A 23,551-nucleotide genomic window follows, 5' to 3' on the forward strand; every position below is an offset into this window, starting at 1 on the left:
CTTCTGCACCTTGCCCATGGTGTTGCGCGGCAGCTCGTCCACCACGAACACCGCGCGCGGCTGCTTGTAGCGCGCGATCCGGTCGCGCAGCGCCGCCTTCACCGCCTCCGCATCCACCGAGCCCGGCGAGGCCTCGGCGATCACCACCGCCACCCCTTCGCCGAAATCGGGATCCGGCAGGCCGATCACCGCGCTTTCCTTCACGCCGGGAAGATCGTCGATCAGGCCCTCGACCTCCTTGGGATAGACGTTGTAGCCGCCCGAGATCACCAGGTCTTTCGCGCGCCCGACGATGGAGACGTAGCCGTCCTCCGAGATCTGGGCGAGATCGCCGGTGATGAAGAAGCCGTTTTCGCGTTTCTCCTCCGCGGTCTTCTCAGGCATCCGCCAGTAGCCCTTGAACACGTTGGGGCCGCGGACTTCGAGCATCCCGGTCTCGCCCGCCGGCATCTGGGCCCCGGTCTCGGGATCGGTCACGATGATCTCCACGCCCGGCAGCGGGAACCCCACGGTGCCCGGGCGGCGGTCGCCCTCATAGGGATTGGAGGCGTTCATCGAGGTTTCGGTCATGCCGTAGCGCTCGAGGATCCGGTGGCCGGTGGCCTCGGTCCAGCGGGCGTGGGTTTCCGACAGCATCGGGGCCGAGCCGGAGACGAAGAGGCGCATGCCGGCCGCAGCCTCCCGCGTCATGCCGGGATGGTCGAGCAGGCGGGTGTAGAAGGTCGGAACGCCCATCAGCGCAGTGGCCGCCGGCATGGCGGCGAGCACCGCGTCGGGGTCGAATTTCGGCAGGAAGATCAGACCCCCGCCCGCAACCAGGGTGACGTTGAGCGCCACATAAAGCCCGTGGGCGTGGAAGATCGGCAGCGCGTGGATCAGCCGGTCGGCAGGGGTGAACCGCCAGTAGTCGCGCAAGGTCGTGGCGTTGGAGGCGAGATTGCCATGGGTCAGCATCGCCCCCTTGGACCGCCCCGTGGTGCCCGACGTGTAGAGGATGCACGCAAGATCATCCCCCTCCCGCGCCGCCGCGACGAAGCCGGGCGCCTCGGCCCCCGCCGCATCGGCCATGGTCCCCTTGCCGTCGGCATCCAGCGTCATCACCGCGCGCACGCCGGCCTTCTCGGCGATCGGCCCCAGCGCGGCCAGCGCAGCGGGATCGCAGACGAACACCGCCGGTTCGGCGTCAGTCAGAAAATATTCGATCTCGGCGGGGACGTAGGCGGTGTTGAGCGGCAGGAACGCCGCGCCCGCCAGCACGACGCCGAGATAAAGCTGCACGGCCTCCAGCGTCTTCTCGGTCTGCATCGCCACCCGGTCGCCGGGACGCACGCCGAGCGCGGTCAGGGCGGCGGCCATGCGCTCGGCCCCGTCCCAGAGCGCGCCGTAGGTCAGGTCGGGGCGGCCCGCCTGGGCGGCGAAGACCCTTCCCTCGTCGCCCGCGGAGGGCGCGCGCAGGGCGGCGGCGAGCAGGTTGCCCGCATAGGGCATGTCGGTCTGGGTCGCGGGCATGGTCGGGCTCCCTCCTGAACTTTCCCTGTTTCCTGCACCCGTGGGGAGGGCGGCGCAAGTCGGCGGGGGGCGGCAGGTCCGCCTCAGCCCGCCCCCTGCAGGCGTCTCAGGTGGGCGCCGGGCGGGGACGGTCCGCTATTTCTCCAGGACCTCGGGCCAGTTGGCGTCGGCGGAGGCGATGAAGCCGGGGATGTCGGCTTTCCACCTGGCCTGCACTTCGGCGTCGTAGTTGAGGTAGAGCTTGCCCTCGACGATGCTCCACTGCGCGGGCTCGATGGGCGCGGTCCGGCCCTGGCTGACCGCCCAGGCGCAGTAGCCGCCGTATTGGGGCGCGTATTTCGTCGGATCGGCCGCGAAGGCGTCGCGGTTGGCGGCCGAAGCGAAACGCCAGGTCGCTCCCTGCCATTCGGTCTCGAACTCGGACGAACCCTCCACCGGACGCCTTTCGGTGAAATAGGCCACCGGGTCGTAGCCGCGGATCGCCCGGCCGCGCCAGTCGGCGAAGACCGGATCGGCCTCGGCGCGCGCCGCGCGGGGGCCGAGCGCCGATCCGGCGGCGACGAGCCCGGCGAGGCCGAGCCTCAGCGCCTCGCGGCGGGTGCGGGCGCGGGACGGATCAGGCTGGCGGCTATGCGGGGCGTCGTGGGACATCTGGAGAGCTCCGGCGCGCAGGCGGGACGAGGGAGGCGCAGCCCATGCACCCTGCCCCGGAAATCCCGCGCCGGGCGCCCCGGCTCCGCCAGATGTGACCAAACGTCAACCGAAGCGCCGCGCCCGCCACCGATACCGCCCCCGACGACCGACGACCGACACGGCGGCCCCGGGCGCACCGTCCCAGCGCGCCGCGGGAAAGACGGGGCCGCCGGCGCGCCCTTCGCGCGGCGCCTGCCCCCGCCGCGAAGGCAGGGCCTTCCCTCAGCCCTTGTCGAGCACCCGGAACGGCCTCGCGAAAACGTCGAGCACGGCGCGGAGTTCCGACGGGCTGACCGAGCGGCCCAGCGGACGCAGCTCCGCCACCAGGCCCAGCTTGCGATCCTCGACCACCGTCACCTCGACCTTGATCCCCGCCTTGGCCAGCGCCGCGCCATAGACCCGGGCGATCGCCATCTTGCGCAGGTCCGGCTTGAACACCTTGCCCACCGCGGTCTTGGGCAGCTCGGTCAGGATCTCGATATGCTTGGGATGCGCCGCCCGCTCGGGGATCCGCTCGTCGGCCCAGGCCTGCAGCTCGGCCACCGTCGCCTGCGCCCCGGCCGCCAGCTCGACATAGACGCAGGGCACCTCGCCCGCATGCGCGTCAGGCTGGCCGATGGCTCCGGCCATCGCCACGGCGGGGTGGCGGGCCAGCGCCTCCTCGATCAGCGCCGGGTCGATGTTGTGCCCGCCGCGGATGATCAGGTCCTTCGCCCGGCCGGTGATCCACAGATAGCCGTCGGCGTCGAGCCGCCCCAGATCCCCGGTCCGCAGCCAGCGGTTGTCGGCGTAGAGGTTCACGTTGCGCTCCGGCTCGGTATACGTTCCCCCCGGGATCACGCCGGGACTGGAGACGCAGATCTCGCCGACCTCGTCGACCCCGCATTCCTTGGTCACATTGCCGACCGCGTCGCAATGCAGGATCCGCACGTCGGTATAGGGGAAGGGCAGACCGACCGAGCCGACCTTGCGCTTCCCCTCCGCCGGGTTGCACGACACCAGACAGGTGGCCTCGGTCATCCCGTAGCCTTCGAGGATCTTGACCCCGGTCGATTTCTCGAACCGCTCGAACAGGCCCAGAGGCAGGGGGGCGGAGCCGCAGAGCGCGTAGCGAAGGGTCGAGACGTCGGCGTTCACCTCGCGCTGCATCAGGGCGGCGGCCGCGGTCGGCACGGTGATCATCAGCGAGACGCGCCAGCGCTCCACCAGCTTCCAGTAATTGTCGAAGACCCCGTCGCCGCGATAACCCTGCGGGGTCGGCAGCACCATATGCGCGCCCGAGGCCATGCAGGCCATCCAGATCGGATAGGCCGCGAAGACGTGGAACATCGGCAGCGGGCACAGCACCACGTCGTCGGGCCCGAACATCATCGAGGCCGACAGCCAGCCGTTGTAGATCATGCCATGATGGGTGTGCCGGGCGATCTTGGGCATGCCGGTGGTGCCGCCGGTGTGGAAGCAGGCGCCGATGCGCGCGGGGTCGAGGTTTTCGGAAAAGCTCAGCTGGTCGGGCTGGCCGGCGAGCGCCTCATGGAAGTCGATGACCTTCGCCGAATGCCCGCCCGCCCGGCGCGGGCGGATCAGCGGCACGATCCAGCTCAGCGGCGGCGAGAGGTAGCGCTTCAGGTCGACCTCGACGATGGCCTGCACCTCGGGCGCCAGCGCCACGGCGGCGGCGGCCTTCTCGGCCACGTCGGTCTTGGGGAAGGGCGCGAGCGTCACCAGCACCTTGGCACCGGTCTCGCGCAGCAGGGCGCCGATCTGCTCGGCGTCCAGCAGCGGGTTCAGCGGGCAGACCTTGCCCGCCGTCGCCCCCGCCATCAGCGTGATCGCGGCTTCGCAGCAGTTGGGCAGCAGATAGGCGACGCCGTCGCCGTCCTGCACGCCGAGATCGCGGAAGAGGTTCGCCGCCTTGGCGGTCAGCGCGCGCACGTCCTCCCAGCTCAGCGTCTCGGCCTTGTCGTTGGGGCCGGAGCGGATCTGGAAGCTCAGCGCCGGCCGGTCGGCATGGGCGGCGGCGGTCTGGGCGAGCAGCTGGTGAACGCTGCGCGCGGTCCAGCGTTCGGAGAGCGGCGTCTCCTCCCACCGGGCCTTGTCGGCGATGGCCGAATAGATCTCCCGCGATCCGTCCATGACGGTCCTCCCTGCGTTCTCTCCCCCGCGCCGTTCTCCGCGGCTGCGGGACAGATGGACGTCCACGTAAGCCGGCGCAACCGCAGCCTAGCGTCAAAGCGCCGCGGAGGCGACGCCGGATCGATCCGGCGCCGCCGATTTCCGCCGATCTGGCAGGGTGGCCCCGGCTCAGCCCACCGCCGCGGGGCCGTCGGTGAACTGCAGCCGGGCGAAGCGGGCGTAGAGCCCGTTCTCGGCCATCAGCGCGTCATGCGCGCCTTCGGCGACGATCCGCCCGTCCTCCAGCACGATGATCCGGTCGGCGGCCTTCACCGTCGCCAGCCGATGCGCGATGACCAGCGTGGTCCGCCCGGCCGACAGCCGCTCCAAGGCCTCCTGCACCAGCCGCTCGCTTTCCGCGTCGAGCGCCGAGGTCGCCTCGTCCAGCAGCAGGATCGGGGCGTTGCGCAGCACGGCCCGCGCGATGGCGAGCCGCTGCTTCTGGCCGCCCGACAGCATCAGCCCCCGCTCGCCCACATAGGTGTCGTAGCCGCGGGGAAGCGCGGTGATGAAGTCATGGGCGGCGGCGGCGCGGGCGGCGGCCTCGACCTCGGCCTGGGTGGCCTCCGGGCGACCGAAGCGGATATTGGCCTCCACCGTGTCGGCGAAGATCGCGGGATCCTGGGCCACCACGGCATAGCCCCGGCGCAGCGCCACCGGATCCATCTTCGCGGTGTCGACGCCGTCGACGCTGACCGTGCCGCTCTCCAGCTCATAAAACCGCATCAGCATCTGGAAGAGCGTGGTCTTGCCGGCGCCCGAGGGGCCGACCAGCGCCACCGTCTCGCCCGCCTTGACCTCGAAGCTGACGTCGTCGAGCGCCAGACGCTCGGGCCGCGAGGGATAGCGGAAGCGCACATGGTCGAAGCGCATTTCGCCGCGGGCGGGCGCGGCGGGGGGGACGGGCGCGTCGGGACGATGAACCTCGTCCTCCATGTCCAGAAGCTCGATCAGACGCTCGGTGGCGCCGGCGGCGCGCTGGACCTCGCCCCACACTTCCGACAGCGCCCCGGTCGCGCCGGCGACCAGCACCGAATAGATCAGGAACTGCACCAGCTCGCCGGGGCTGATCGCGCCGTTGCGCAGGTCGTCGGCGCCGATCCACAGCACGCCGACCACGCCCGAGAACACCAGGAAGATGATCATCGCGGTCAGCGCCGTGCGGGCCCGGATCCGGCGCATGGCGAAACCGAAGCTCTGCTCGACGGCCGCGCCGTAGCGGGCGCGCTCGGCCGCCTCGGCGGTGTAGGCCTGCACGGTCTGGGCCGAGAGCAGGGTTTCCGACGCGATCGCCGCGCTCTGCGCCAGACTGCCTTGCGTGAGCTTCGAGAGCTTGCGGACCTTGCGCCCGATGAACAGGATCGGCAGCACCACCGCCGGGGCGAGCAGCATCCCGTAAAGGGTCAGCTTCGGCGAGGTCCAGAACATCATCCCCATGCCGCCGACGAAAAGCAGCGCGTTGCGCAGCGCGACCGAGACGGTGGAGCCCACCACGCTCATCAGCAGGGTGGTGTCGTTGCCGAGCCGGGACAGGACCTCCCCGGTCATCAGCTTTTCGTAGAAAGCCGGGCTCATGCCGATGACCTTGTCGTAGACCTTGCGGCGCAGGTCGGCGACCACCCGCTCGCCCAGGCGCGACACCATGTAGAAGCGCGCGGCGGTGCTGAGCGCGAGGCCGATGGCGATGGCGAAGGCGGCGAGGAAATAGGAGTCCATCATCTCGAGCCGTTCGGCCGAGAAGCCGTCGACCACCCGGCCCGCCGCGACCGGCAGGATCAGGTTGAGCACGGTGGTGACCAGCAGCATGCCCATCGCGCCGGCGGCGAGCATCCGGTAGGGCCGGATCAGCGCGGGCAGGTGGCGCAGCGCGCCGACGGAGCGCGCGCGCGGACGCTCCAGCTCGTTCTCGATCCAGGTCGGCAGGCCGGTTTCGCCGGGCTCTCCGCCGCCGCCGCCGCGGCGGGCGGGGTCGGGCGTATCGGCGGGGCGGCCGGATTTGGCGTCAGGGGCGGGCGTCATGCCGGGCGCCGCCAGCGGCGACGGGGCGTGGCCGGGCGCGTCGTCGACCGGGGTTCTGGCGCGGGCGGCGACGGCGGCGGGGGTTTCGGACGTGTCGGTCACGGGGATGCGACGGCTCCTGCACGGGGGCCCGGGCGCGATGGCGCGCGCCCCGGCGGGATCGTTCTGGATCGTTCCGGGAGCGTCCCCATAGCAATGCGCGCGCCACGCGGCAACGTGCCCGGCGCCGCAGCGGCCGAACCGCGGGTCGCCGGCCGGACCGGGCGCCGCGTCCCGGGCGCGCAAGCCGGGCCGTCCCGCGCGCGGCGCGCGGGACCGGGGGCGCGCCGCCGTCTCCGCGCGACGAACGGCGGAGGCGCGGCGGGCGGACAGGCGCGCCGCCCCTCCGCGACCGGACGCCGCAGCCCGCCCGGTGCCATAGATCACGTTCCGATCACGCGCCGCACGATATCAGGGTCTCGTCCCTGCGGAATCGCCGGTGCGCCGATCCCTTCCGGCGCAACGCCGTGCCTGCCGAGCCGGCCCTCGCGCCGGCCCTCCGGCCCCCTCCCTTGTCCCTCGTGGGGCGGCCGGACGCCGGACCTCCGCATGCCCGGCCGCCCTTGCGGTCCGGACGCGCGGAGGAGGACCCGGCCCGAGGCGACGCCGGTCCGCGTCGCTGGTCTTCCGGGGCGTGCGCGCCCGGCCGCATGTCTGCCAGCCGCGAGAATTTCGCGGTCCGCGCGCGCGCCCCGGAAGATCCTTTTTTTCGCGCCCACCCGCTTTCTCCGCTTCGCCCACCGCCCAAACCCGCGGCTTCGCCCACCGCCCAAACCCGCGCGCCGGCTCGGTTTTCCGCTCATCGGGGGAGGCCCGGGCGGGGGATGCGGCGCGCGCCAGCGCGGCGCGACGTCCGACCTGGCCTCACCTCCGGGAAAAGGCGGGCGCGCCGGCAAGAACCGCTCGACGCGGGCGCGCGGATGGCCCAAGAGGGAAACGAGCTCCGAACGCGGCCCGCCGCCCCCCGGACCCCCTCCGACGCGTCGCGCCCGACGCCTGCAGCGGACCTGCCCGGATGCGCCTCATCGTCTCCTTCGCCGCGCTGTTTCTGGCCGTGGCCCTGGTCCAGCTCGGCTCGGGCGCGCTCGCGCCGCTCGACGCGCTGTCGGGCGCGGCCGTGGGCTTTTCGACCGCCGAGATCGGCCTGCTCGGCTCCGCCCATTTCGTCGGCTTCTTCGTCGGTTGCTGGATGGCGCCGCGGATGACCGGCGCGGTCGGCCATGTCCGGGTCTTCGCCGCCTTCGCCGCCTGCGGGGCCATCGGCGCGCTCGCCCATCCGCTGTGGTACGAGCCGATCTTCTGGGCGGCGCTGCGCGCCATCACCGGCTTCGCGGTCGCCGGCGCCTATACGGTGATCGAGAGCTGGCTGCAGGCGAAAGTCACCGCCGAGACCCGCGGCCGCGCCATCGGCGCCTACCGGGTGGTGGATCTGGGCGCGGCGCTCGTCGCCCAGGCGCTGATCGCCGCCCTGCCCCCGGCCGAGTTCGTGTCCTACAACCTCGTCGCCATGCTGTGCTGCCTGTGCCTGCTGCCGCTGACGCTGACCTCGTCCGAAGCGCCGCCGCCGCCGCTCGCCCCCCGCCTGCGCCCGCTGCGCACCTTCCGCGTGTCGCCGCTGGGCGCGGCGGGCGTGTTCATCGCCGGCGTCACCATGCCCGCCTTCCGCATGGTGGGCCCGGTCTACGGGCTCGACGTCGGGCTCGACGCCACCGGCATCGCCCTCTTCCTGTCGGCCGCGATCCTCGGCGGGGCCATCGCCCAGATCCCGGTGGGACTGCTCGCCGACCGCTACGACCGGCGCTGGGTGCTGGTCTGGGTGTCCACCGCCGCCATCGCGGTCTGTTCGGCGGTCGCGGCGTTCGGCGCCACATCGACCACCGCGCTCTATATCGGCGCGCTGGCCTTCGGGGTGGTGTCCTACCCGATCTATTCGATCTCCTCTGCCCATGCCAACGACTTCGCCGACCCCGCGGATTCGGTGGAGCTCAACGCCTCGCTGCTGTTCATCTACGGCATGGGCGCGATCCTCAGCCCGCTCGCCGCCGCCCGCCTGATCGAGAGCCAGGGACCCGCCTCGCTCTTCCTCTTCATCGCCGCGGCCCATGCGGTGCTGGCCGGCGTCGGCCTCTGGCGGATGATGGCCCGCCCGGCCACCCCGGTGGGCGAGCGCACGCCCTACATCTACACGCCGCGCACCACCTTCGGGGTCGGCCGCCTGCTGCGCCGCAAGCGTTGAGACCCCGCACCCGCGCCTGCGCGGGGACGCCGAAACCCCGTCCCCTCGCAGGCGCGGGGACGATGCGCTAAGACAAGCCCCCGACTCAGACGGGCCTCCGACCGCCGGCGGGCCCCTGCAAGCCCGAGACCTCGCAAGCACCGGAACCGGCATGACCCGCATCCTCGTCACCTCCGCCCTGCCCTACATCAACGGGATCAAGCACCTGGGCAACCTGGTGGGCTCGCAGCTTCCCGCCGACGCCTATGCCCGCGTCATGCGCCAGCGCGGCCATGAGGTGCTGTTCATCTGCGCCACCGACGAGCATGGCACCCCCACCGAGCTCGCCGCCACCAAGGCCGGCAAGTCCGCGGCCGAATTCTGCGACGAGATGCACGCGGTTCAGGCCGGGATCGCCGACGGGTTCCGGATGAGCTTCGACCATTTCGGCCGCTCGTCTTCGATGCGCAATCACCGGCTGACCCAGCATCTTGCGGGGCGCCTCGCCGACGCCGGCCTGATCGAGGAAGTCTCCGAAAAACAGGTCTACTCCCCCGCCGACGGCCGCTTCCTGCCCGACCGCTATATCGAGGGCACCTGCCCCAATTGCGGCTACACCAAAGCCCGCGGCGACCAATGTGAGAACTGCACCAAGCAGCTCGACCCCACCGACCTGATCGACCCGCGCTCCGCCATCTCCGGCTCCACCGATCTGGAGGTGCGCGAGACCAAGCACCTGCATCTGCGCCAGTCCGCGATGCGCGAACGCCTGACCGAGTGGATCGAGACGCGCGCCGACTGGCCGATCCTCACCACCTCCATCGCGAAGAAGTGGCTCAACGACGGCGACGGGCTGCAGGACCGCGGCATCACCCGCGACCTCGACTGGGGCGTGCCGGTCATGCGCGGCGAGGCCGAGTGGCCGGGGATGGAGGGCAAGGTCTTCTACGTCTGGTTCGACGCCCCCATCGCCTACATCGCGGCCACCGCCGAATGGGCCGACGCCCATGGCCTGCCCGACAGCGCATGGGAAAGCTGGTGGCGCGACGACAAGGGCGCGGCGGACGTCCGCTATGTCGAGTTCATGGCCAAGGACAACATCCCCTTCCACACGCTGAGCTTCCCCGTGACCATGATGGGGGCGAGCGCGGACGGGCGGGAATCCTGGCACCTCGTCGACTACATCAAGGGCTTCAACTGGCTGAACTACGAGGGCGGCAAGTTCTCGACCTCGTCCGGCCGGGGCGTGTTCATGGATCAGGCGCTGGAGATCCTGCCGCCCGATTACTGGCGCTGGTGGCTGCTGGCCAACGCGCCGGAATCCGCCGACACCGATTTCACCTGGGAAAGCTTCCAGGCCGGCGTGAACAAGGACCTGGCCGACGTGCTGGGCAATTTCGTCTCCCGCGTGACGAAATTCTGCCGCTCCCGCTTCGGGGAGGAGGTCCCCGCCGCCGGCGAATACGGCGAGGCCGAAGCGACGGTGATCGCCGAGATCACTCGCCGCCTCGCGGCCTATGAGGCGCATTGGGATGCGATCGAGATCCGCAAGGCCGCCGCGGAACTCCGCGGGATCTGGGTGGCGGGCAACGAATACCTGCAGGCCGCCGCCCCCTGGGCCGCGTTCAAGACCGACCCGGACCGCGCGGCGGCGACGGTGCGCTTCGCGCTCAACCTCACCCGGCTCTACGCCATCCTCTCGCGCCCCTTCGTGCCGGACGCGGCCGACGCGATGCTCGCCGCGCTGAAGTTGCCGCCGGAGACGGCGCAGGACTGGCCCGCGGACGTCGCCGCCGCCCTTTCGGCGCTTCCCGGCGGCCACGGCTTCGACGTCCCCGAAGTGCTCTTCGCCAAGATCACCGACGAGGCGCGCGAGGCGATGGCCGCCCGCTTCGCCGGCCAGGACTGACCCCGAAACCGGCGCGGCGCGCGGGCGTCCGCGCGCCGCCCGCGTTGCGCAGCCGGCCTGAAACCTCGGCTCGCCCGCCGCACGAACCGGCGATTCTGCGCATCCCGCGTCGCGCGCATTGTCCGCCGACGTCCGCGCGCTTATCTTCCGCCCATGACGCATGCGACGCTGACCGCCAAGGTGGAAACCTGGCTCCTGCAGGAAACCCTGTCGGATCCTGACATCCTCGAGCTTTTCGGGGCGCTCTGCCTGCGCCTGCACGCCATCGGCCTGCCGCTGGAACGCGCCGCGCTCAGCTGGCCGACGCTGCATCCGCTGTTTCAGGCCGAACAGATCTACTGGCATCTCGACCGCGGCGCGCAGCTTTTTCAGTATCGCCATGACGCCAAGACCTCGGGCGCGTTCGAGGCGAGCCCGTTCCATCACGTCCTGGTCAATGACCTCGACCAGATGCGCCGGCGTCTCGACGGGCCGGAGGCGCTGATCGACTTCCCCGTGCTGGCCGAGCTCGCCGGCGAAGGCTTCACCGACTACCTGCTGACCGCCACCCGCTTTTCCATCGCCGAGGTGAAGGGGTTCCGGGGCGGCAAATCCGGCATCATGGCGTCCTGGTCCACCAAGCGGCCCGGCGGGTTCACCGACACGGACCTGGAGGCGCTGGCCCGCGTGCAGCGGGTGTTCGCGGTCGCCTGCCATTCGGCGATCCAGAAGCGGGTGATGGTCAACCTGGCGGAGGCCTATCTGGGCGCCACCGCCGCGTCGCGCGCGCTGTCGGGCGAGGTTCGGCGCGGCGACGGGGAGCGGATCCGGGCGATCATCTGGCATTCCGACCTCCGCCGGTCCACCCGCCTCTCCAACGAAATGGCGCCGGAGGCTTATCTCGATCTGCTGCGGTCCTATTACGACTGCACCGCGCAATCGGTGATCGACGAGGGCGGGGAGATCCTGGAATTCATCGGCGACGCCGTGCTCGCGATTTTCCCGGTGCGCGGCGACACCGGCGGGCCCGAGGCCGCGCGCGCCGCGATGCGGGCGATGGAGCTGGCGCTGGATCGGCGCGAGGCCTGGCTTGCGGCGCGCGAAGCCGCGGCGGGGTCCGATGCCGCCTCCGGCGGCGTCGCCGACGGCATGGACGGCCAGAAGATGCTCAACTTCTCGATCTCGATGACCATCGGCGAGGTGATGTTCGGCAATATCGGCGTGCCGACCCGGCTGACCTTCTCGGCCATCGGACCGGCGGTGAACAAGGTCTCGCGGCTCGACGAGCTGTCCAAGATCCTCGGCCGCTCGGTGCTGGCGACGAAGGAGCTGGCGCAGGTCGATCCGACGCGCTGGATCTCCATCGGTCCTCAGCGGCTGCGCGATTTCGACGAGCCGATCGAGCTGTTCGCCCGCGCCTGCGAGCGGGACGCCTTCATCCCGATGCCCGAAGAGGTCCCCGCCGCCGTTCCGTTGACCGGAGCCGCCGTCGCGGCGCGCTAGCCGCCCAGCGCCTCGATCTTGCGGTTGAGCCAGGGGGCCTGGTAGCCGAGCTCGAACGCGCGGCGATAGTCCGCGGACGCGGCCTCGGTCCGGCCAAGCTGCTCCTGCGCCTGGCCGCGCGTCGCCCAGGCCGCCGCCCAATTGGGCGACACCCGGATCGCCGCATCCAGATCGCGCAGGGCCGAGGCCGGATCGATCCGCATCAGCGCCACGCCGCGCTGCAGCAGCGCCGCCGCGTCTTCGGGGTCGAGCCGCAGCACCTTCCCGAACGCCTCAGCCGCCTCCCGTCCGCGGCCCAGCGCCGACAGGGCGAGGCCGCGGTTGTAATGCGCATCCGGGTCCTGCGGGGCCAGCGCCACCGCCCGGTCGAGATCCGCCAGCGCCGCCGCCGCCTGCCCGCGCTGCAATTGCAGCGTGGCCCGCCCGACCAGCGGCTCGGCCGAACGGGGGCTCAGCGCGATGGCCTGGGACCAGTCGTCCAGCGCGCCGCCCGCATCGCCGCGCCGGGCCCGGGCCAGCGCCCGGTTCACATAGCCCGACGCGAAGCGCGGATCCGCCTGCACGCCGCGGTCGAAGGCCGCGAGCGCATCGCCGTCGCGCCCCATCTCCGACAACGCCACGCCGATATTCACCCAGGCCCCCGCCTGCTGCCGGGCGCTCAGGCCCCCGGCATCGAGCGCGCGCCTGCACGAATCCGCCAGCGTGGTCGACGCGCCCTTGGCGTCGAGGCAATTGCGCAGATGCACCTGCGCCGAGGCGGATCCCGCCCCGGCGATCAGCGCAAGCGCGATCGCGCCAAGCGGGAGGGCGGACGACAGGCGGCGGGCGGGGCGGGGAGGGCGCGAAACGGGTGTCATGCCCGCAACATGCCTCGGGCAGAGGGCCGGAAAAAGGCCGCAGCGCTTTCGCATCTGCGGAATTTGCGCAAAACATCGCGGCTCGGTAAGGTTCATTTATCAGCCAAGGGATAGGGTTTCGGGCGCAAACCGACGAAGCCCAAACCCATGCCCCCTCCGACAACGCGCCCCTGCGGAAAGTCCTGGAACGTGCCTCATCCCATTCCGCCCGCTTTGGCCAAGCCGCTTGCCGCCGCCGCCGCGCAGCCCGACGCCGACAACGCCGCCGGCGCGCTCTGGATGGGGCTGTCGGTGGCGGCGGCGACGGTGATGACCCTCGCGGTCAAGGAGCTGGCGGGCGATCTCGACAGCCGGATGATCGTGTTCCTCCGCTCCGCGGGGATCCTGCTGCTGGTGGTGCCGCTGCTGGCCTGGGCCCCGTTCCGCGCCCGGATGCGGTTTTCCAAGCCGCGGCTGCACCTGCAGCGCGGCGCGCTGATCGCCGTCTCCACCCAGCTCGGCTTCTACGGGTTGTCGGAGCTGCCGGTCTCCACCGCCACCGTGCTCAACTTCACCGCCCCGATCTTCGCCACCCTGCTCGCCGCCCCGATCAACGGCGAGAAGGTGGGGCCGCGCCGCTGGGCGGCGGTGGGCATGGGGTTCCTCGGCGCGCTGATCATCCTGCGGCCGGGCGTGGACGGGTTCCATCCGGCGATGCTCGCCTCCATCGCCTCGTCGCTGCTGTTCGCGCTGGCGCTGGCGCTGTCGCGTGGCGTCGCCACAGCCGACGGCCCGCTGTCGTCCTTCGTGTCCTCCATCGTGATGACCGGGCTCTTCGCCCTGCCTTTGGCCATTCCCGTCTGGGGGGCGCCCGAGGGCGGCGGCCACTGGCTGGTGCTGCTGGCGCTGGTCGCGGCCTCGTCCTCGCGCAGCATCGGCGACCTGCAGGCCTATCGGCTGGGCGAGGCCGCGCCGATGGGCGTGCTGTCCTATTCCCGGCTGATCTTCATCGGCGCCGCGGCCTATGTGATCTTCGACGAGCGGCCGGATCTGTGGACCCTGGTCGGGGGCGCGGTCATCATCGGATCCTCCTTCTACATCGCCCATCGCGAGCGGCTGCGCGGCCGGGCCCTGCGGGCCGAACGCGCCGTCCAGGACGGCTCCGCCCTGCGTTCCGCCAGCGGGACAGGGCGCTGACGGGGGCGAATCCCCTGGCGCAGGCCATGTCAGGGAATGCTTCGCCCTCGGCGATTTCTTTCGTGAAAACAAAGCGCCCCGCAGCAATGTTGCGTCGCGGCGCCCGCGGCCGTCTCAAAGGCGATTGTCACAAATCTATCCTTGCTAGGCGGAGCCGGAACCTCTATCCCGCCTCTCAACAGGGTCGCCGATCCCAACCTCGCTCGGATCCCATCGTCGTCTGCGGACGTCGGCTGGTTTCACAGGGGGGGCGCTAAGGGGCCGCTGGGTTTCATCTGCTGGTAGGGGAGACTACGTCATGGATGACGGCAGCCTCTTCCGACTGGGGATCGACCTGGAGACAGGCGCCACCCACGAGGAAGCTCGAGAGAGCGGCCATAAGGCCGCTATTACCCGGGACGTCTTCGACGAGACGCGGGACGACCATTTCATTCGCCGGGACGGCAAGGTGTTCGCGGGCACCCACCTCATCATCGAGGTGGTCGACGCCGAGGGCCTTGACGACGAAGCGCGGATTCAGGCCGCCTTCCGGAAATGCGTGGACGAGTGCGGCGCGACGCTGCTGCATATCCACACCCACAAGTTCAGCCCCCAGGGCGTGAGCGGCGTGGCCGTGCTGGCCGAGAGCCATATCTCGGTCCACACCTGGCCCGAGATCGGCTACGGCGCCTTCGACGTGTTCATGTGCGGCGACGCGCAGCCGTGGAAGTCGGTGGAAGTGCTCCGCCAGGCTTTCGACGCCGGCGAAGTCCGGGTGCGCGAGCTGCTGCGCGGCGACGACGTGGTCGCGAGCCGGATCTGATCCGCGCGACGCAGACGAAGACCTGACAGGGGCGGCCGCATCGGCCGCCCCTGTCGCATTTTCACCCAACTTCTTCCCGCCCGACGATCCCCGCGTGACAGGTACGGTTCATAATGGTTAACTCTGCGCCACCCTCGACGCGGAGACCACGCCCATGCGCCCCCTTCTCGCCCGACAAGGCATAGCGCTTGCGCTGATCCTGGGCGGCGCGCTTTCCGCCGCCGCCGCTCCGACGCTCACGCCGGCGCCCGCCGGCTGGGCGGAGATCGTCGCCCGGCTCGGCCTCTCCCAACCCGTCCAGGCGGCGGGCTGCTGCAAGACCTGCCGCGCGGGAAAAGCCTGCGGCGACAGCTGCATCAGCGCCTCGAAGTCCTGCAGCAAGGGCAAAGGCTGCGCCTGCGACGGCTGAGGCGCACACCCCTCAGGCCGCACGATACGCGGCCAGGTTCGCCGCCTCGCGGGCCATGAAGCGTTCGCGCGCCTCGGTTCCGGTGATGGCGGGATCGGGGGCCAGCCCCTCGGACATCCGGAAAATCTGCTCGTAATACCAGGCCATAACGGCGCCGCGGGGGGTGACGTCCTTCTCGGCGTCGAGGGCGCGGTCGGTCTCGCCGGAGATCAGGCGGCCGGGCAGGTCGGGCTCGAGGCAGAGCGGCCGGCCGAGGCCGATGACGTCGGCCGCCCCCGATTCCAGCGCCGCCTCCATCGCGGCCCGGGTGCGGAACCCGCCGGTGACCATCATCGGCAGGCTGACCGAGCGGCGGAGTTCGGCCGCGTAGTCCAGAAAGAACGCCTCGCGCGCGATGGTGCTTTCGCGGCGGGTGTCCGCCCCGTCCTTTGGCCGCCCGCGGATCATCGCGGGCTGCTCGTAATTGCCGCCCGAGACCTCCAGCAGGTCAACGCCGGCCTCCTGCAGCCAGCCCGCCACCCGAACGCAATCAGGCAGATCGAACCCGCCTTGCAAAAAGTCCGCGGCGTTGAGTTTGACGGAGATCGCGAACCCCGCCCCGCAGGCGGCGCGCACCGCGGCCACCGCCTCCAGCAGGGGCCGGGCGCGGGCCTCGGGGCACCCGCCGAAGCGGTCCTCGCGCAGGTTCGCCAGAGGATTCAGGAAACTCGACAGCAGGTAGCCGTGGGCCGAGTGGATCTGGATGCCGTCGAAGCCCGCCGTCTGACAGCGCGCGGCGGTGGCGCCGAAGCCCGCGATCACCGCCTCGACCTCCTCCCCCGGCATCTCCACCGGGTCGCCATGGCCGACGCCGGCCTGGGTCAGCGCCACGGCGGAGGGCGCGAAGGGCGCGGGGTTGACGCCCACCGGCGTCTGGCGCCCGGCATGGGAGATCTGGGCGAAGGCCGGCGCGCCGCCGGATTTCGCCGCCGCCGCCATCGGGCGCAGCGCCGCCACGTCCCCCGCCTCGTCCAGGATCACGTTGCCCGCAGCCTCCAGATGCCGCCGCTCCACCTGGATGTTGCCGGTGATCTGCAACCCGCAGCCCCCCTCGGCCCAGATGCGGTAAAGGCGGATCAGGCGGGCGCCGGCATGGTTGCCGGGCTCGGCGATGCGTTCGGTCATCGCAGCGTTGGCCAGCCGGTTCGGCAAGACCACGCCGCAGGGCAGTTCGTATGAGGTTTCGATCATGATGGGACGAGATTGCCGCGACCCCGGGCGCGGCGCAAGCCGCCGCCTTGCTTCCGAGGCCTCGCTTGGCTAGGTGACCTGACGCGTCGACCATCAGGAGCCCGCCCATGTCCGACCCTCGCGATATCCCAGGCTGGACCGTGGAGACCCTGCACGACGATCACGCCCAGGCCCTGCGCGAGACCGCCCTGCTCTATGACAGCGAGACCGAGCACCAGCGCATCCGCGTGTTCCGCAACCCGACCTTCGGGCGGATCATGACGCTCGACGGCGTGGTGCAGGTGACCGAGGGCGACGAGTTCATCTATCACGAGATGCTGACCCATGTGCCGATCCTCGCCCATGGCGCGGTTCGCCGCGTGCTTATCATCGGCGGCGGCGACGGCGGCATGGCCCGCGAGGCGCTGCGCCATGCCTCGGTCGAGCATGTGACGATGGTGGAGATCGACGCCGGCGTGGTCGCGTTCTCCACAACCTATCTCCCCGGCATCTCCGACGGCGCCTTCGACGACGAGCGGCTCGAGCTGGTGATCGCCGACGGGGCGGAATTCGTGCGCCGCGAGGTGACGCCGGGCGAGGGCTACGACGTGATCATCGTCGATTCCACCGACCCGATCGGCCCGGGCGAGGTGCTGTTCACCGACACGTTCTACGGCCACGCCAGGCGCCTGCTGAATCCGGGCGGCATCCTCGTCACCCAGAACGGCGTGCCCTTCCTGCAGGGCGAGGAGCTGACCCGCACCATGCGCGCCTTCCGCGCGCTCTTCGCCGACGGCGCCTGCTACATGGCCACCGTCCCCTCCTATGCCGGCGGGCCGATGGCCTTCGGCTGGGGCACGGACGGGGAGGCGCGGGGCGTCGGCCTCGCCACGCTGCGGTCGCGGTTCAGGAAAGCCGGTCTCGTCACCCGCTACTACACGCCCGAGGTGCACCAGGCGGCCTTCGCGCTGCCGGGCTACGTGCTGGCGCTGATGCCCGACTGACGGCGCGCCGGGAAAATACCGAAATTACTTAAAACATCAGAAGATCGATGTTTAACGACGCAAGGCGACATCCCTACACATCATCTTCACTCAACCGCGCGAAGCAGAGGACCGCCGGATGACGCGGACCTCCGCGGGGGAGCCGCGGCCCGGCGTCCGCCTTGCGGCGCGGGCCCATTGGTCGCAAGCTGCGCCTCCGGGTCCGCAGGGGCGGGCGGATGGCGATGCCGAGGCAGGCGACCCCGGACGTCCGACGCGCCGTCGGGGCGGGTGGAGACGCGGATGGACGGGTTTTCGGGAGCGGTGTCGGCGGCCTTCGGCCTTCTGGCGGCGTTCGACCCCGAGCTGACCGGAATCGTCGGGCTGTCGCTGGCGGTCAGCCTCGGCGCCACGGTCGCCGCCTGCGCGCTGGGCATGCCGCTGGGCGCGCTGCTCGCCGTGGCGCGGTTCCCGGGGCGTGGGCTGCTGACCGCGATGATCTCGGCTCTGATGGGGCTGCCCCCGGTCGTGGCGGGGCTCGCGGTCTATCTGATGCTGTCGGCCTCGGGTCCGCTGGGCCCGCTCGGCCTTCTCTACACCCCCACCGCCATGGTCATCGCCCAGACCCTGCTGGTCCTGCCCATCGTCGCCGCCCTGACGCGGGAAACGGTGGCGGCGCTGCATGACGAATATGACGAGCTGCTGCGATCGATGAACGCCGGGCGGATGTTCGCGCTGGGCACGCTGCTCGTCGACGCCCGCTTCGCGCTGACCACCGCCGCGCTGGCGGGGTTCGGGCGGGCGCTGGCCGAGGTCGGGGCGGTGATGATCGTGGGCGGCAACATCGCCCACGCCACGCGGGTGATGACCACCGCCATCGCGCTGGAGACGTCGAAGGGCGAGCTGGCGCTCGCGCTCGCGCTCGGCGTGGTGCTGGTGGCGCTCTCGGCCCTGATCCATGGCTCGGTGGCGGTGCTGCGGGCGCGGGCGGAGGGACCGGTTCATGCCTGACGGCCCCCGCGACGCAAGGATCGCGCCATGACCGAGGAGCACCGCATCCTCCCCTTCCCCGCCCGCCGCGGGACCGCGCCCGCCGACGCCGCGCTTCACGACGCCCAGGCTCCCCTCGACACGCCCCTGCCCGAGCCCGCCCCGACGCTGGACGGCGTGGTGATGTTGCGCGGCGGCCGCAGGCTGCTGGACGGACTGACGCTACGCCTGCCCGGTCACGGCATAACCGCGCTGATGGGGCCGAACGGCGCCGGCAAGAGCCTGTCCCTGCGGGTCATGGCCGGGCTGATCGCCCCCGATCTCGGCCAGGTCCGGTCGACCGCCATCGCCACTTCGCTGGTCTTCCAGCGCCCGGTGCTGCTGCGCCGTTCGGTCCGCGCCAATCTCGACCACGCGCTCCGCGCCGCCCGGGTGCCGCGCCGCGAGCGGCCGGGGCGGGTGGCGGAGCTGCTGGCGCTGGGCGCGCTGGAATCGCTCGCCGATCAGCCCGCAAGGGCGCTGTCGGGGGGGGAGGCGCAGCGGCTGGCGCTGGTGCGCGCGCTCGCCGTGCGCCCGCGCCTTCTGCTGCTGGATGAACCCACCGCCAGCCTCGACCCACGCTCCACCGCCGCGATCGAGCGTCTGGCGGCGAAGGTGGCCGGGGAGGCGACGGAGGTGGTGCTGGTCACCCATGACCCCGGCCAGGCCGCGCGCATGGCGGACCGCATCATCTTCATGCATCGTGGGCGGGACGTGGAGACGGCGCCCGCCGCCCGCTTTCTGGACCGACCCGACACCGCGGCCGCGCGCGCCTATCTCGATGGCCGCCTGCTGATCTGACGCCCGGAGATTTCGATGCCCCGCCTTCTCGCCGCCCTGCTCGCGTCCGCGCTCGCCCTGCCCGCCGTCGCCGCCGAGCGCTTCGTGCTGGTGCAGTCGACCACCTCGACCGCCAATTCCGGCCTGTTCGATGCGATCCTGCCGGGGTTCGAGGCCGAGACCGGCATCGAGGTCCGCGTCGTCGCCGTGGGCACCGGCCAGGCGCTGAAGAACGCCCGCAACTGCGACGGCGACCTGCTGGTGGTCCATGCCAGGGCGGCGGAGGAGGCGTTCGTCGCCGAGGGCCACGGCCTCGCCCGTCACCCGCTGATGCACAATGATTTCGTCATCGTGGGTCCCGCGGACGACCCCGCCGGAGTGGCCGGGACCGCCGGCGCCGCCGCCGCCCTGACCGCCATCGCCGGGGCGCGCGCGCCTTTCGCCTCGCGCGGGGACGAAAGCGGAACCCATGTGAAGGAGCGGGCGTTGTGGGAGGCGGCGGAGGTCGACGCCGCCGCCGCCTCCGGGACCTGGTATCGCGAGACCGGGTCGGGCATGGGCGCGACGCTGAACCTCGCGGTCGGGATGGGGGCCTATGCGCTGACCGACCGCGCCACCTGGGTCGCCTTCGGCAACAAGGGGACCCACCGGATCGTGGCGGAGGGCGACCCGGCGCTCTTCAACCCCTATGGCGTGATCCGGGTGAACCCCGCCCGCTGCCCCAACGCGCACGCGGCGGAGACGGAGGCGTTCGAGACCTGGCTGCTCTCCCCCGCCGGCCAGAACGCCATCGCCGCCTATCGCCGCGACGGCCAGCAGCTGTTTTTTCCCGACGCCGCCGATTGAGGCGGACGCGCGACGCCCCTGCCCCGCCTGACCCACGCTCACCGACCCGGCCGGCGCAGGTAGGGCGGGTGCGAACCCGCCGTTGCGCCCTGCGCCCCTGCGCGGGCGGGCGGGCGCCCTGCGCCTCAAGCCAATCGCACCGAACCGGCCGGCGCCGCGTTGCGCCACGCTTCCTGCGCGGCGATGACAGGCAAGTCGTCGCGGCCAAGCCGCTGGGCCTCCGCCGCCAGGGCATGGGCCGCGCCCACCGCGCGGGCGGCGGCCTCGGGCGCCGGCGCGCCGCGCAGCGCGCCCGCCATCAGCAGCGCCGCCACGAAATCCCCCGCCCCGTTCAGATGCAGCGGCACGAGCGGCGCCTCGCAGAGCCACGCGCCCGCCTCGGTCGCCGTCAGGATGCCGAGCCCGCCCTCCGGCCCCGGAACCGAGGTGACCTGCACCACCCCCGGCCCCATGGCCTGCAACGCCTCCGCCGCGGCGCGGGTCTCGTCGAGCGTCGCGCAGGGGAGGCCGGCGAGCCAGCCCAGTTCGAACCGGTTCGGCGCCGCGATGTCGGCCAGCGGCAGCAGGCGGTCGCGGTAGATCACCCCGATCTCGGCCGGCAGGTAGAGCCCCGGCCCCTCGTCCCCCAGCACCGGATCGCAGAGGAAGAGCGCGCCGGGCCGCGCCGCCTTCAGCGCGAGCGCGATGTCGGCCACGGCCTCGGCCGCCTCCGCCGTGCCCAGATAGCCGGTCAGCAGCCCGTCGCACCGCGCCAGCGCGCCGCCCGCGGCCAGGCCCTCGCCCAGGGCCGCGATTTCCGCCCCCGTGGCGCGGCGCCCCTTCACGCCGGGCGTCCGCGCATGGCCGGAAAGGGTCACGGTCGGCAGCGGCCAGACCTCCACCCCCTCGGCCCCCAGCGCGAAGGAGGACGCGCCATGGCCCACATGCCCCGCCACCACCGCGGACTGGATCGAGAGACAGGTCGGGCTCATGCCGCCGCCTCCGGCCCGCGCCGCAAAACTAGGGGGAGCATGTCCTGCGAGGGCCAGAACCCGGTCTCCAGACAGCGCTCATAGCCCTGGACCAGCCCAGCCGCGCGCATCGCGGCGGCGGCGGCGGCATGGTCGTAGGGCAATCGCGCCAGCCGCGGCCGGCCGCCCTCCAGCACCGCGTATTGCACCGACGCATCCCCGTCATTGGGCGGCAGGCCGATGGCGCCGGCGTTGATCCACGGCCGCCCCGCCACGTCACGGATCCAGCCGATGCCGGAATGCCCGGAGATCACGCCGTCCACCGGCCCGGTCACGGCCTCGATCAACGCCCATTCGGCGGCCAGCTCCGCCTCCGGCGTCACCGACCACAAGAACCGGTTCACGGCCGAGGCCGCCCCGTGCACCACCGCCCAGCGCCGCCCGTCATTCCGGAAAACCGCCCAGCCGGGCAGCCCCCCCATCCATTCCCGCGCCTCCGCCCCCACCTGAGCGTCGGCATGGGCGAACCAGGCGTCGGCCATCACGGCGCAGGCCGCGCCCTCGTCGAAGCCGCAGCCGCAATCGGGACCGCCCGCGGCCAGCGACATCTCCATATTTCCCGCGATCACCCGCGCGCCCGAGGCGCGCACGGCGGCCACCGTCGCCGCAGGATCCCCGCAATAGGCGGCGAGATCGCCCGTGCAGATCAACCCGCCTGCGCCCAGGCGCCCGGCCGCCGCGACCATCGCCTGCGTCGCCTGCAGGTTGGAGCACGGGCCCCCGAACAGAACCACCGGCCCGGAGATCACCCCCCAATCCGCGACGTCCCCCGCCGCAAGCCCGTTTTCGCCTGACAATTCCGTCATGCCGCCCCTCTCGTCCCGCGTCGCGCCCTTGCCCGGACATCGCCCGCGCCTCATAAGAGGGGGCGACCGTCCCCCATGCAAGGAGCGCAGAGCCCCGTGACGCCCGACGCCACGACCTCCGCCCAGATCGCCGTATCCGCCCCCGATCCGACCCTGGCTGACCCGACCGTGATCGACCGCGCCGCCGCGTGGTTCGGCGGCCTGTTCGCGGCCTCCGCTCAGTCGGAAGGCGCGGCCCCCCCCGCAGCGCCGGACGCCGGCGCCACTCTGCTCGGCGCGCCCGCGGAGGCGCTGTGGCTGGGGCTCGCCATCCTGGTGCTTCTGGTGATCTCCGCCTTCTTCTCCGGCTCCGAGACCGCGCTGACCGCCTCCTCGCGCGCCAAGCTGCACGGGCTCGCCGACCGCGGCTCGCGCGGGGCGGCTGCGGCGCTGGCGCTGAAGGAGGACGGGGAGCGTCTGATCGGCGCGATCCTGCTCGGCAACAACCTCGCGAACATCCTCGGCACCTCGCTCGCCACCATGTTCTTCACCATCCTGGTGGGAGAGAACGGGGTGGCGGTCGCGACCATCGCGATGACCGCGCTGGTGGTGATCTTCTCCGAGATCGCGCCGAAGAACTACGCCATCTCCGCGCCGGAGCGGGCGGCGACCCTCGTCTCCCGCCCGATCTCGGTGATCGTGCGGATCTTCGCGCCGGTGGTGGCGACGATCACCAGGCTGGTGCGCCTGTTCCTTCGGATCTTCGGGGTCAACATGGATCCGGAGACCCATGTGCTGGCGCTCGACGAAATCCGCGGCGCCATCGACCTGCACCATTTCGAGGGCGCGGTGCAGAAGGACGACCGCGACCGCCTGCTCGCCGCCCTCGACCTGGGCGAGCGCGAGGTCTCCGAGGTCATGCGCCATCGCCGCAACATCGAGACCATCGACGCGAGCCTGCCGGCGGACGAGATCCTCGCCTTCTGCCTCCAGTCCACCCATACCCGCATTCCGCTGTGGAAGGACGAGGCCGAGAACATCATCGGCGTGATCCACGCCAAGGACCTTCTGCGCGCCGTGCACCGGCTGACGGAGGCCTCGCCCGACGGCTGGAAGGGCGTGCGCGACCTCGACATCCTCGGCGTGGCGATGGAGCCGTGGTTCGTGCCCGACACCACCTCGCTCGACGAGCAGCTGCGGGCGTTCCTGAAGCGGCGGTCGCATTTCGCGCTGGTGGTGGACGAATACGGCACCCTTCAGGGCCTGATCACGCTGGAAGACATTCTCGAAGAGATCGTGGGCGACATCGCCGACGAGCATGACAGCGAGGTCGACGGCCTCACCCGCCTGCCCGACGGCTCGCTGCTGGTCGACGGCTCCACCACCATCCGCGACTTCAACCGCGCCACGGAATGGAGCCTGCCCGACGACGAGGCCAACACCGTCGCGGGCCTGGTGATCCACGAAGCGCAGGCGATCCCGAGCGCGGGGCAGATCTTCTCGTTCCACGGGGTGCGCTTCGAGGTGATCGAGCGTCGCCGCAACCAGATCACCCGCATCAAGCTCAAGCAGCTGGTTCGGGCCTGAGATGAAATCGCCGCGGCCCCTGGAGGGAACCGCGGCGATT

At 71.7% G+C, this 23,551-nt stretch carries 19 protein-coding genes; 11 read left to right on the top strand and 8 right to left on the bottom strand.

Annotated features, from left to right (window positions below):
* The 4 genes from ACTB72_RS08145 to ACTB72_RS08160 form a co-directional block, all read right to left on the bottom strand.
* Positions 1 to 1,509: malonate--CoA ligase (locus tag ACTB72_RS08145; RefSeq protein ID WP_463036488.1), on the bottom strand; the 1,509-nt coding region annotated here is incomplete at its 3' end.
* 135 nt (positions 1,510 to 1,644) lie between these two features.
* Positions 1,645 to 2,160, bottom strand: a complete 516-nt coding sequence (locus ACTB72_RS08150; protein ID WP_463036489.1) for a YHS domain-containing (seleno)protein — start codon at positions 2,158 to 2,160, stop codon at positions 1,645 to 1,647.
* Between the two features lie 264 nt (positions 2,161 to 2,424).
* Positions 2,425 to 4,335: an acyl-CoA synthetase gene (locus ACTB72_RS08155; protein ID WP_463036490.1), complete on the bottom strand. Its 1,911-nt coding sequence runs from the start codon at positions 4,333 to 4,335 to the stop codon at positions 2,425 to 2,427.
* A gap of 168 nt (positions 4,336 to 4,503) precedes the next feature.
* Positions 4,504 to 6,495: an ABC transporter transmembrane domain-containing protein gene (locus ACTB72_RS08160; RefSeq protein WP_463036491.1), complete on the bottom strand. Its 1,992-nt coding sequence runs from the start codon at positions 6,493 to 6,495 to the stop codon at positions 4,504 to 4,506.
* 952 nt (positions 6,496 to 7,447) lie between these two features.
* Here ACTB72_RS08160 and ACTB72_RS08165 point away from each other — a divergent pair.
* The 3 genes from ACTB72_RS08165 to ACTB72_RS08175 all read left to right on the top strand — a co-directional run bounded on the left by ACTB72_RS08165 (position 7,448) and on the right by ACTB72_RS08175 (position 12,038).
* Positions 7,448 to 8,668: an MFS transporter gene (locus tag ACTB72_RS08165; RefSeq protein ID WP_463036492.1), complete on the top strand. Its 1,221-nt coding sequence runs from the start codon at positions 7,448 to 7,450 to the stop codon at positions 8,666 to 8,668.
* A gap of 151 nt (positions 8,669 to 8,819) precedes the next feature.
* Positions 8,820 to 10,556 carry a methionine--tRNA ligase gene (gene metG, locus ACTB72_RS08170; RefSeq protein ID WP_463036493.1) on the top strand — a complete coding sequence of 579 codons (1,737 nt, stop codon included), beginning with the start codon at positions 8,820 to 8,822 and terminating at the stop codon, positions 10,554 to 10,556.
* A gap of 153 nt (positions 10,557 to 10,709) precedes the next feature.
* Complete coding sequence (locus ACTB72_RS08175; RefSeq protein WP_463036494.1) at positions 10,710 to 12,038, top strand: adenylate/guanylate cyclase domain-containing protein; 1,329 nt, start codon at positions 10,710 to 10,712, stop codon at positions 12,036 to 12,038.
* On the opposite strand, the gene ACTB72_RS08180 is transcribed toward ACTB72_RS08175, so the two are convergent.
* Entirely contained in the window at positions 12,035 to 12,895 is an 861-nt protein-coding gene (locus ACTB72_RS08180; RefSeq protein ID WP_463036495.1) for a tetratricopeptide repeat protein, read from the bottom strand. The two genes, ACTB72_RS08175 and ACTB72_RS08180, sit on opposite strands and share 4 nt — an antisense overlap.
* A gap of 189 nt (positions 12,896 to 13,084) precedes the next feature.
* Between ACTB72_RS08180 and ACTB72_RS08185 the strand changes: the two genes are divergently transcribed.
* The 3 genes from ACTB72_RS08185 to ACTB72_RS08195 all read left to right on the top strand — a co-directional run bounded on the left by ACTB72_RS08185 (position 13,085) and on the right by ACTB72_RS08195 (position 15,282).
* Positions 13,085 to 14,071, top strand: coding sequence for a DMT family transporter (locus tag ACTB72_RS08185; protein ID WP_463036496.1), 987 nt, complete (start codon positions 13,085 to 13,087; stop codon positions 14,069 to 14,071).
* A gap of 298 nt (positions 14,072 to 14,369) precedes the next feature.
* Complete coding sequence (speD, locus tag ACTB72_RS08190) at positions 14,370 to 14,873, top strand: adenosylmethionine decarboxylase (RefSeq protein ID WP_463036497.1); 504 nt, start codon at positions 14,370 to 14,372, stop codon at positions 14,871 to 14,873.
* A gap of 154 nt (positions 14,874 to 15,027) precedes the next feature.
* On the top strand, positions 15,028 to 15,282 hold the full coding sequence (locus ACTB72_RS08195; RefSeq protein ID WP_463036498.1) for a hypothetical protein: 255 nt from the start codon (positions 15,028 to 15,030) through the stop codon (positions 15,280 to 15,282).
* A 12-nt stretch (positions 15,283 to 15,294) separates the two neighbouring features.
* Here ACTB72_RS08195 and ACTB72_RS08200 read toward each other — a convergent pair whose 3' ends face one another.
* Positions 15,295 to 16,512: an NADH:flavin oxidoreductase/NADH oxidase family protein gene (locus ACTB72_RS08200; protein WP_463036499.1), complete on the bottom strand. Its 1,218-nt coding sequence runs from the start codon at positions 16,510 to 16,512 to the stop codon at positions 15,295 to 15,297.
* Between the two features lie 107 nt (positions 16,513 to 16,619).
* Between ACTB72_RS08200 and speE the strand changes: the two genes are divergently transcribed.
* The 4 genes from speE (at position 16,620) to ACTB72_RS08220 (ending at position 20,129) form a co-directional block, all read left to right on the top strand.
* Positions 16,620 to 17,495: a polyamine aminopropyltransferase gene (gene speE / locus ACTB72_RS08205; RefSeq protein ID WP_463036500.1), complete on the top strand. Its 876-nt coding sequence runs from the start codon at positions 16,620 to 16,622 to the stop codon at positions 17,493 to 17,495.
* A gap of 282 nt (positions 17,496 to 17,777) precedes the next feature.
* Complete coding sequence (locus ACTB72_RS08210) at positions 17,778 to 18,485, top strand: ABC transporter permease (RefSeq protein WP_463036501.1); 708 nt, start codon at positions 17,778 to 17,780, stop codon at positions 18,483 to 18,485.
* A gap of 27 nt (positions 18,486 to 18,512) precedes the next feature.
* Positions 18,513 to 19,304 carry an ATP-binding cassette domain-containing protein gene (locus ACTB72_RS08215; protein WP_463036502.1) on the top strand — a complete coding sequence of 264 codons (792 nt, stop codon included), beginning with the start codon at positions 18,513 to 18,515 and terminating at the stop codon, positions 19,302 to 19,304.
* 15 nt (positions 19,305 to 19,319) lie between these two features.
* Positions 19,320 to 20,129: an ABC transporter substrate-binding protein gene (locus ACTB72_RS08220; protein ID WP_463036503.1), complete on the top strand. Its 810-nt coding sequence runs from the start codon at positions 19,320 to 19,322 to the stop codon at positions 20,127 to 20,129.
* Positions 20,130 to 20,254: 125 nt separating this feature from the next.
* Here ACTB72_RS08220 and pdxY read toward each other — a convergent pair whose 3' ends face one another.
* The gene (gene pdxY / locus ACTB72_RS08225; RefSeq protein WP_463036504.1) at positions 20,255 to 21,100 is read right to left on the bottom strand and encodes a pyridoxal kinase; all 846 of its coding nucleotides are present in this window, start codon (positions 21,098 to 21,100) and stop codon (positions 20,255 to 20,257) included.
* A complete protein-coding gene (locus ACTB72_RS08230) occupies positions 21,097 to 21,945 on the bottom strand; it encodes a metallophosphoesterase family protein (RefSeq protein WP_463036505.1) in 849 nt (282 codons plus the stop codon). The genes pdxY and ACTB72_RS08230 overlap by 4 nt, the downstream gene beginning before the upstream one ends.
* Positions 21,946 to 22,212: 267 nt before the next feature.
* On the opposite strand from ACTB72_RS08230, the gene ACTB72_RS08235 reads away from it, so the two are divergent.
* On the top strand, positions 22,213 to 23,511 hold the full coding sequence (locus tag ACTB72_RS08235; RefSeq protein WP_463036516.1) for an HlyC/CorC family transporter: 1,299 nt from the start codon (positions 22,213 to 22,215) through the stop codon (positions 23,509 to 23,511).
* The last annotated feature ends 40 nt before the right edge of the window (positions 23,512 to 23,551 follow it).

This window comes from Albimonas sp., from assembly GCF_055129145.1.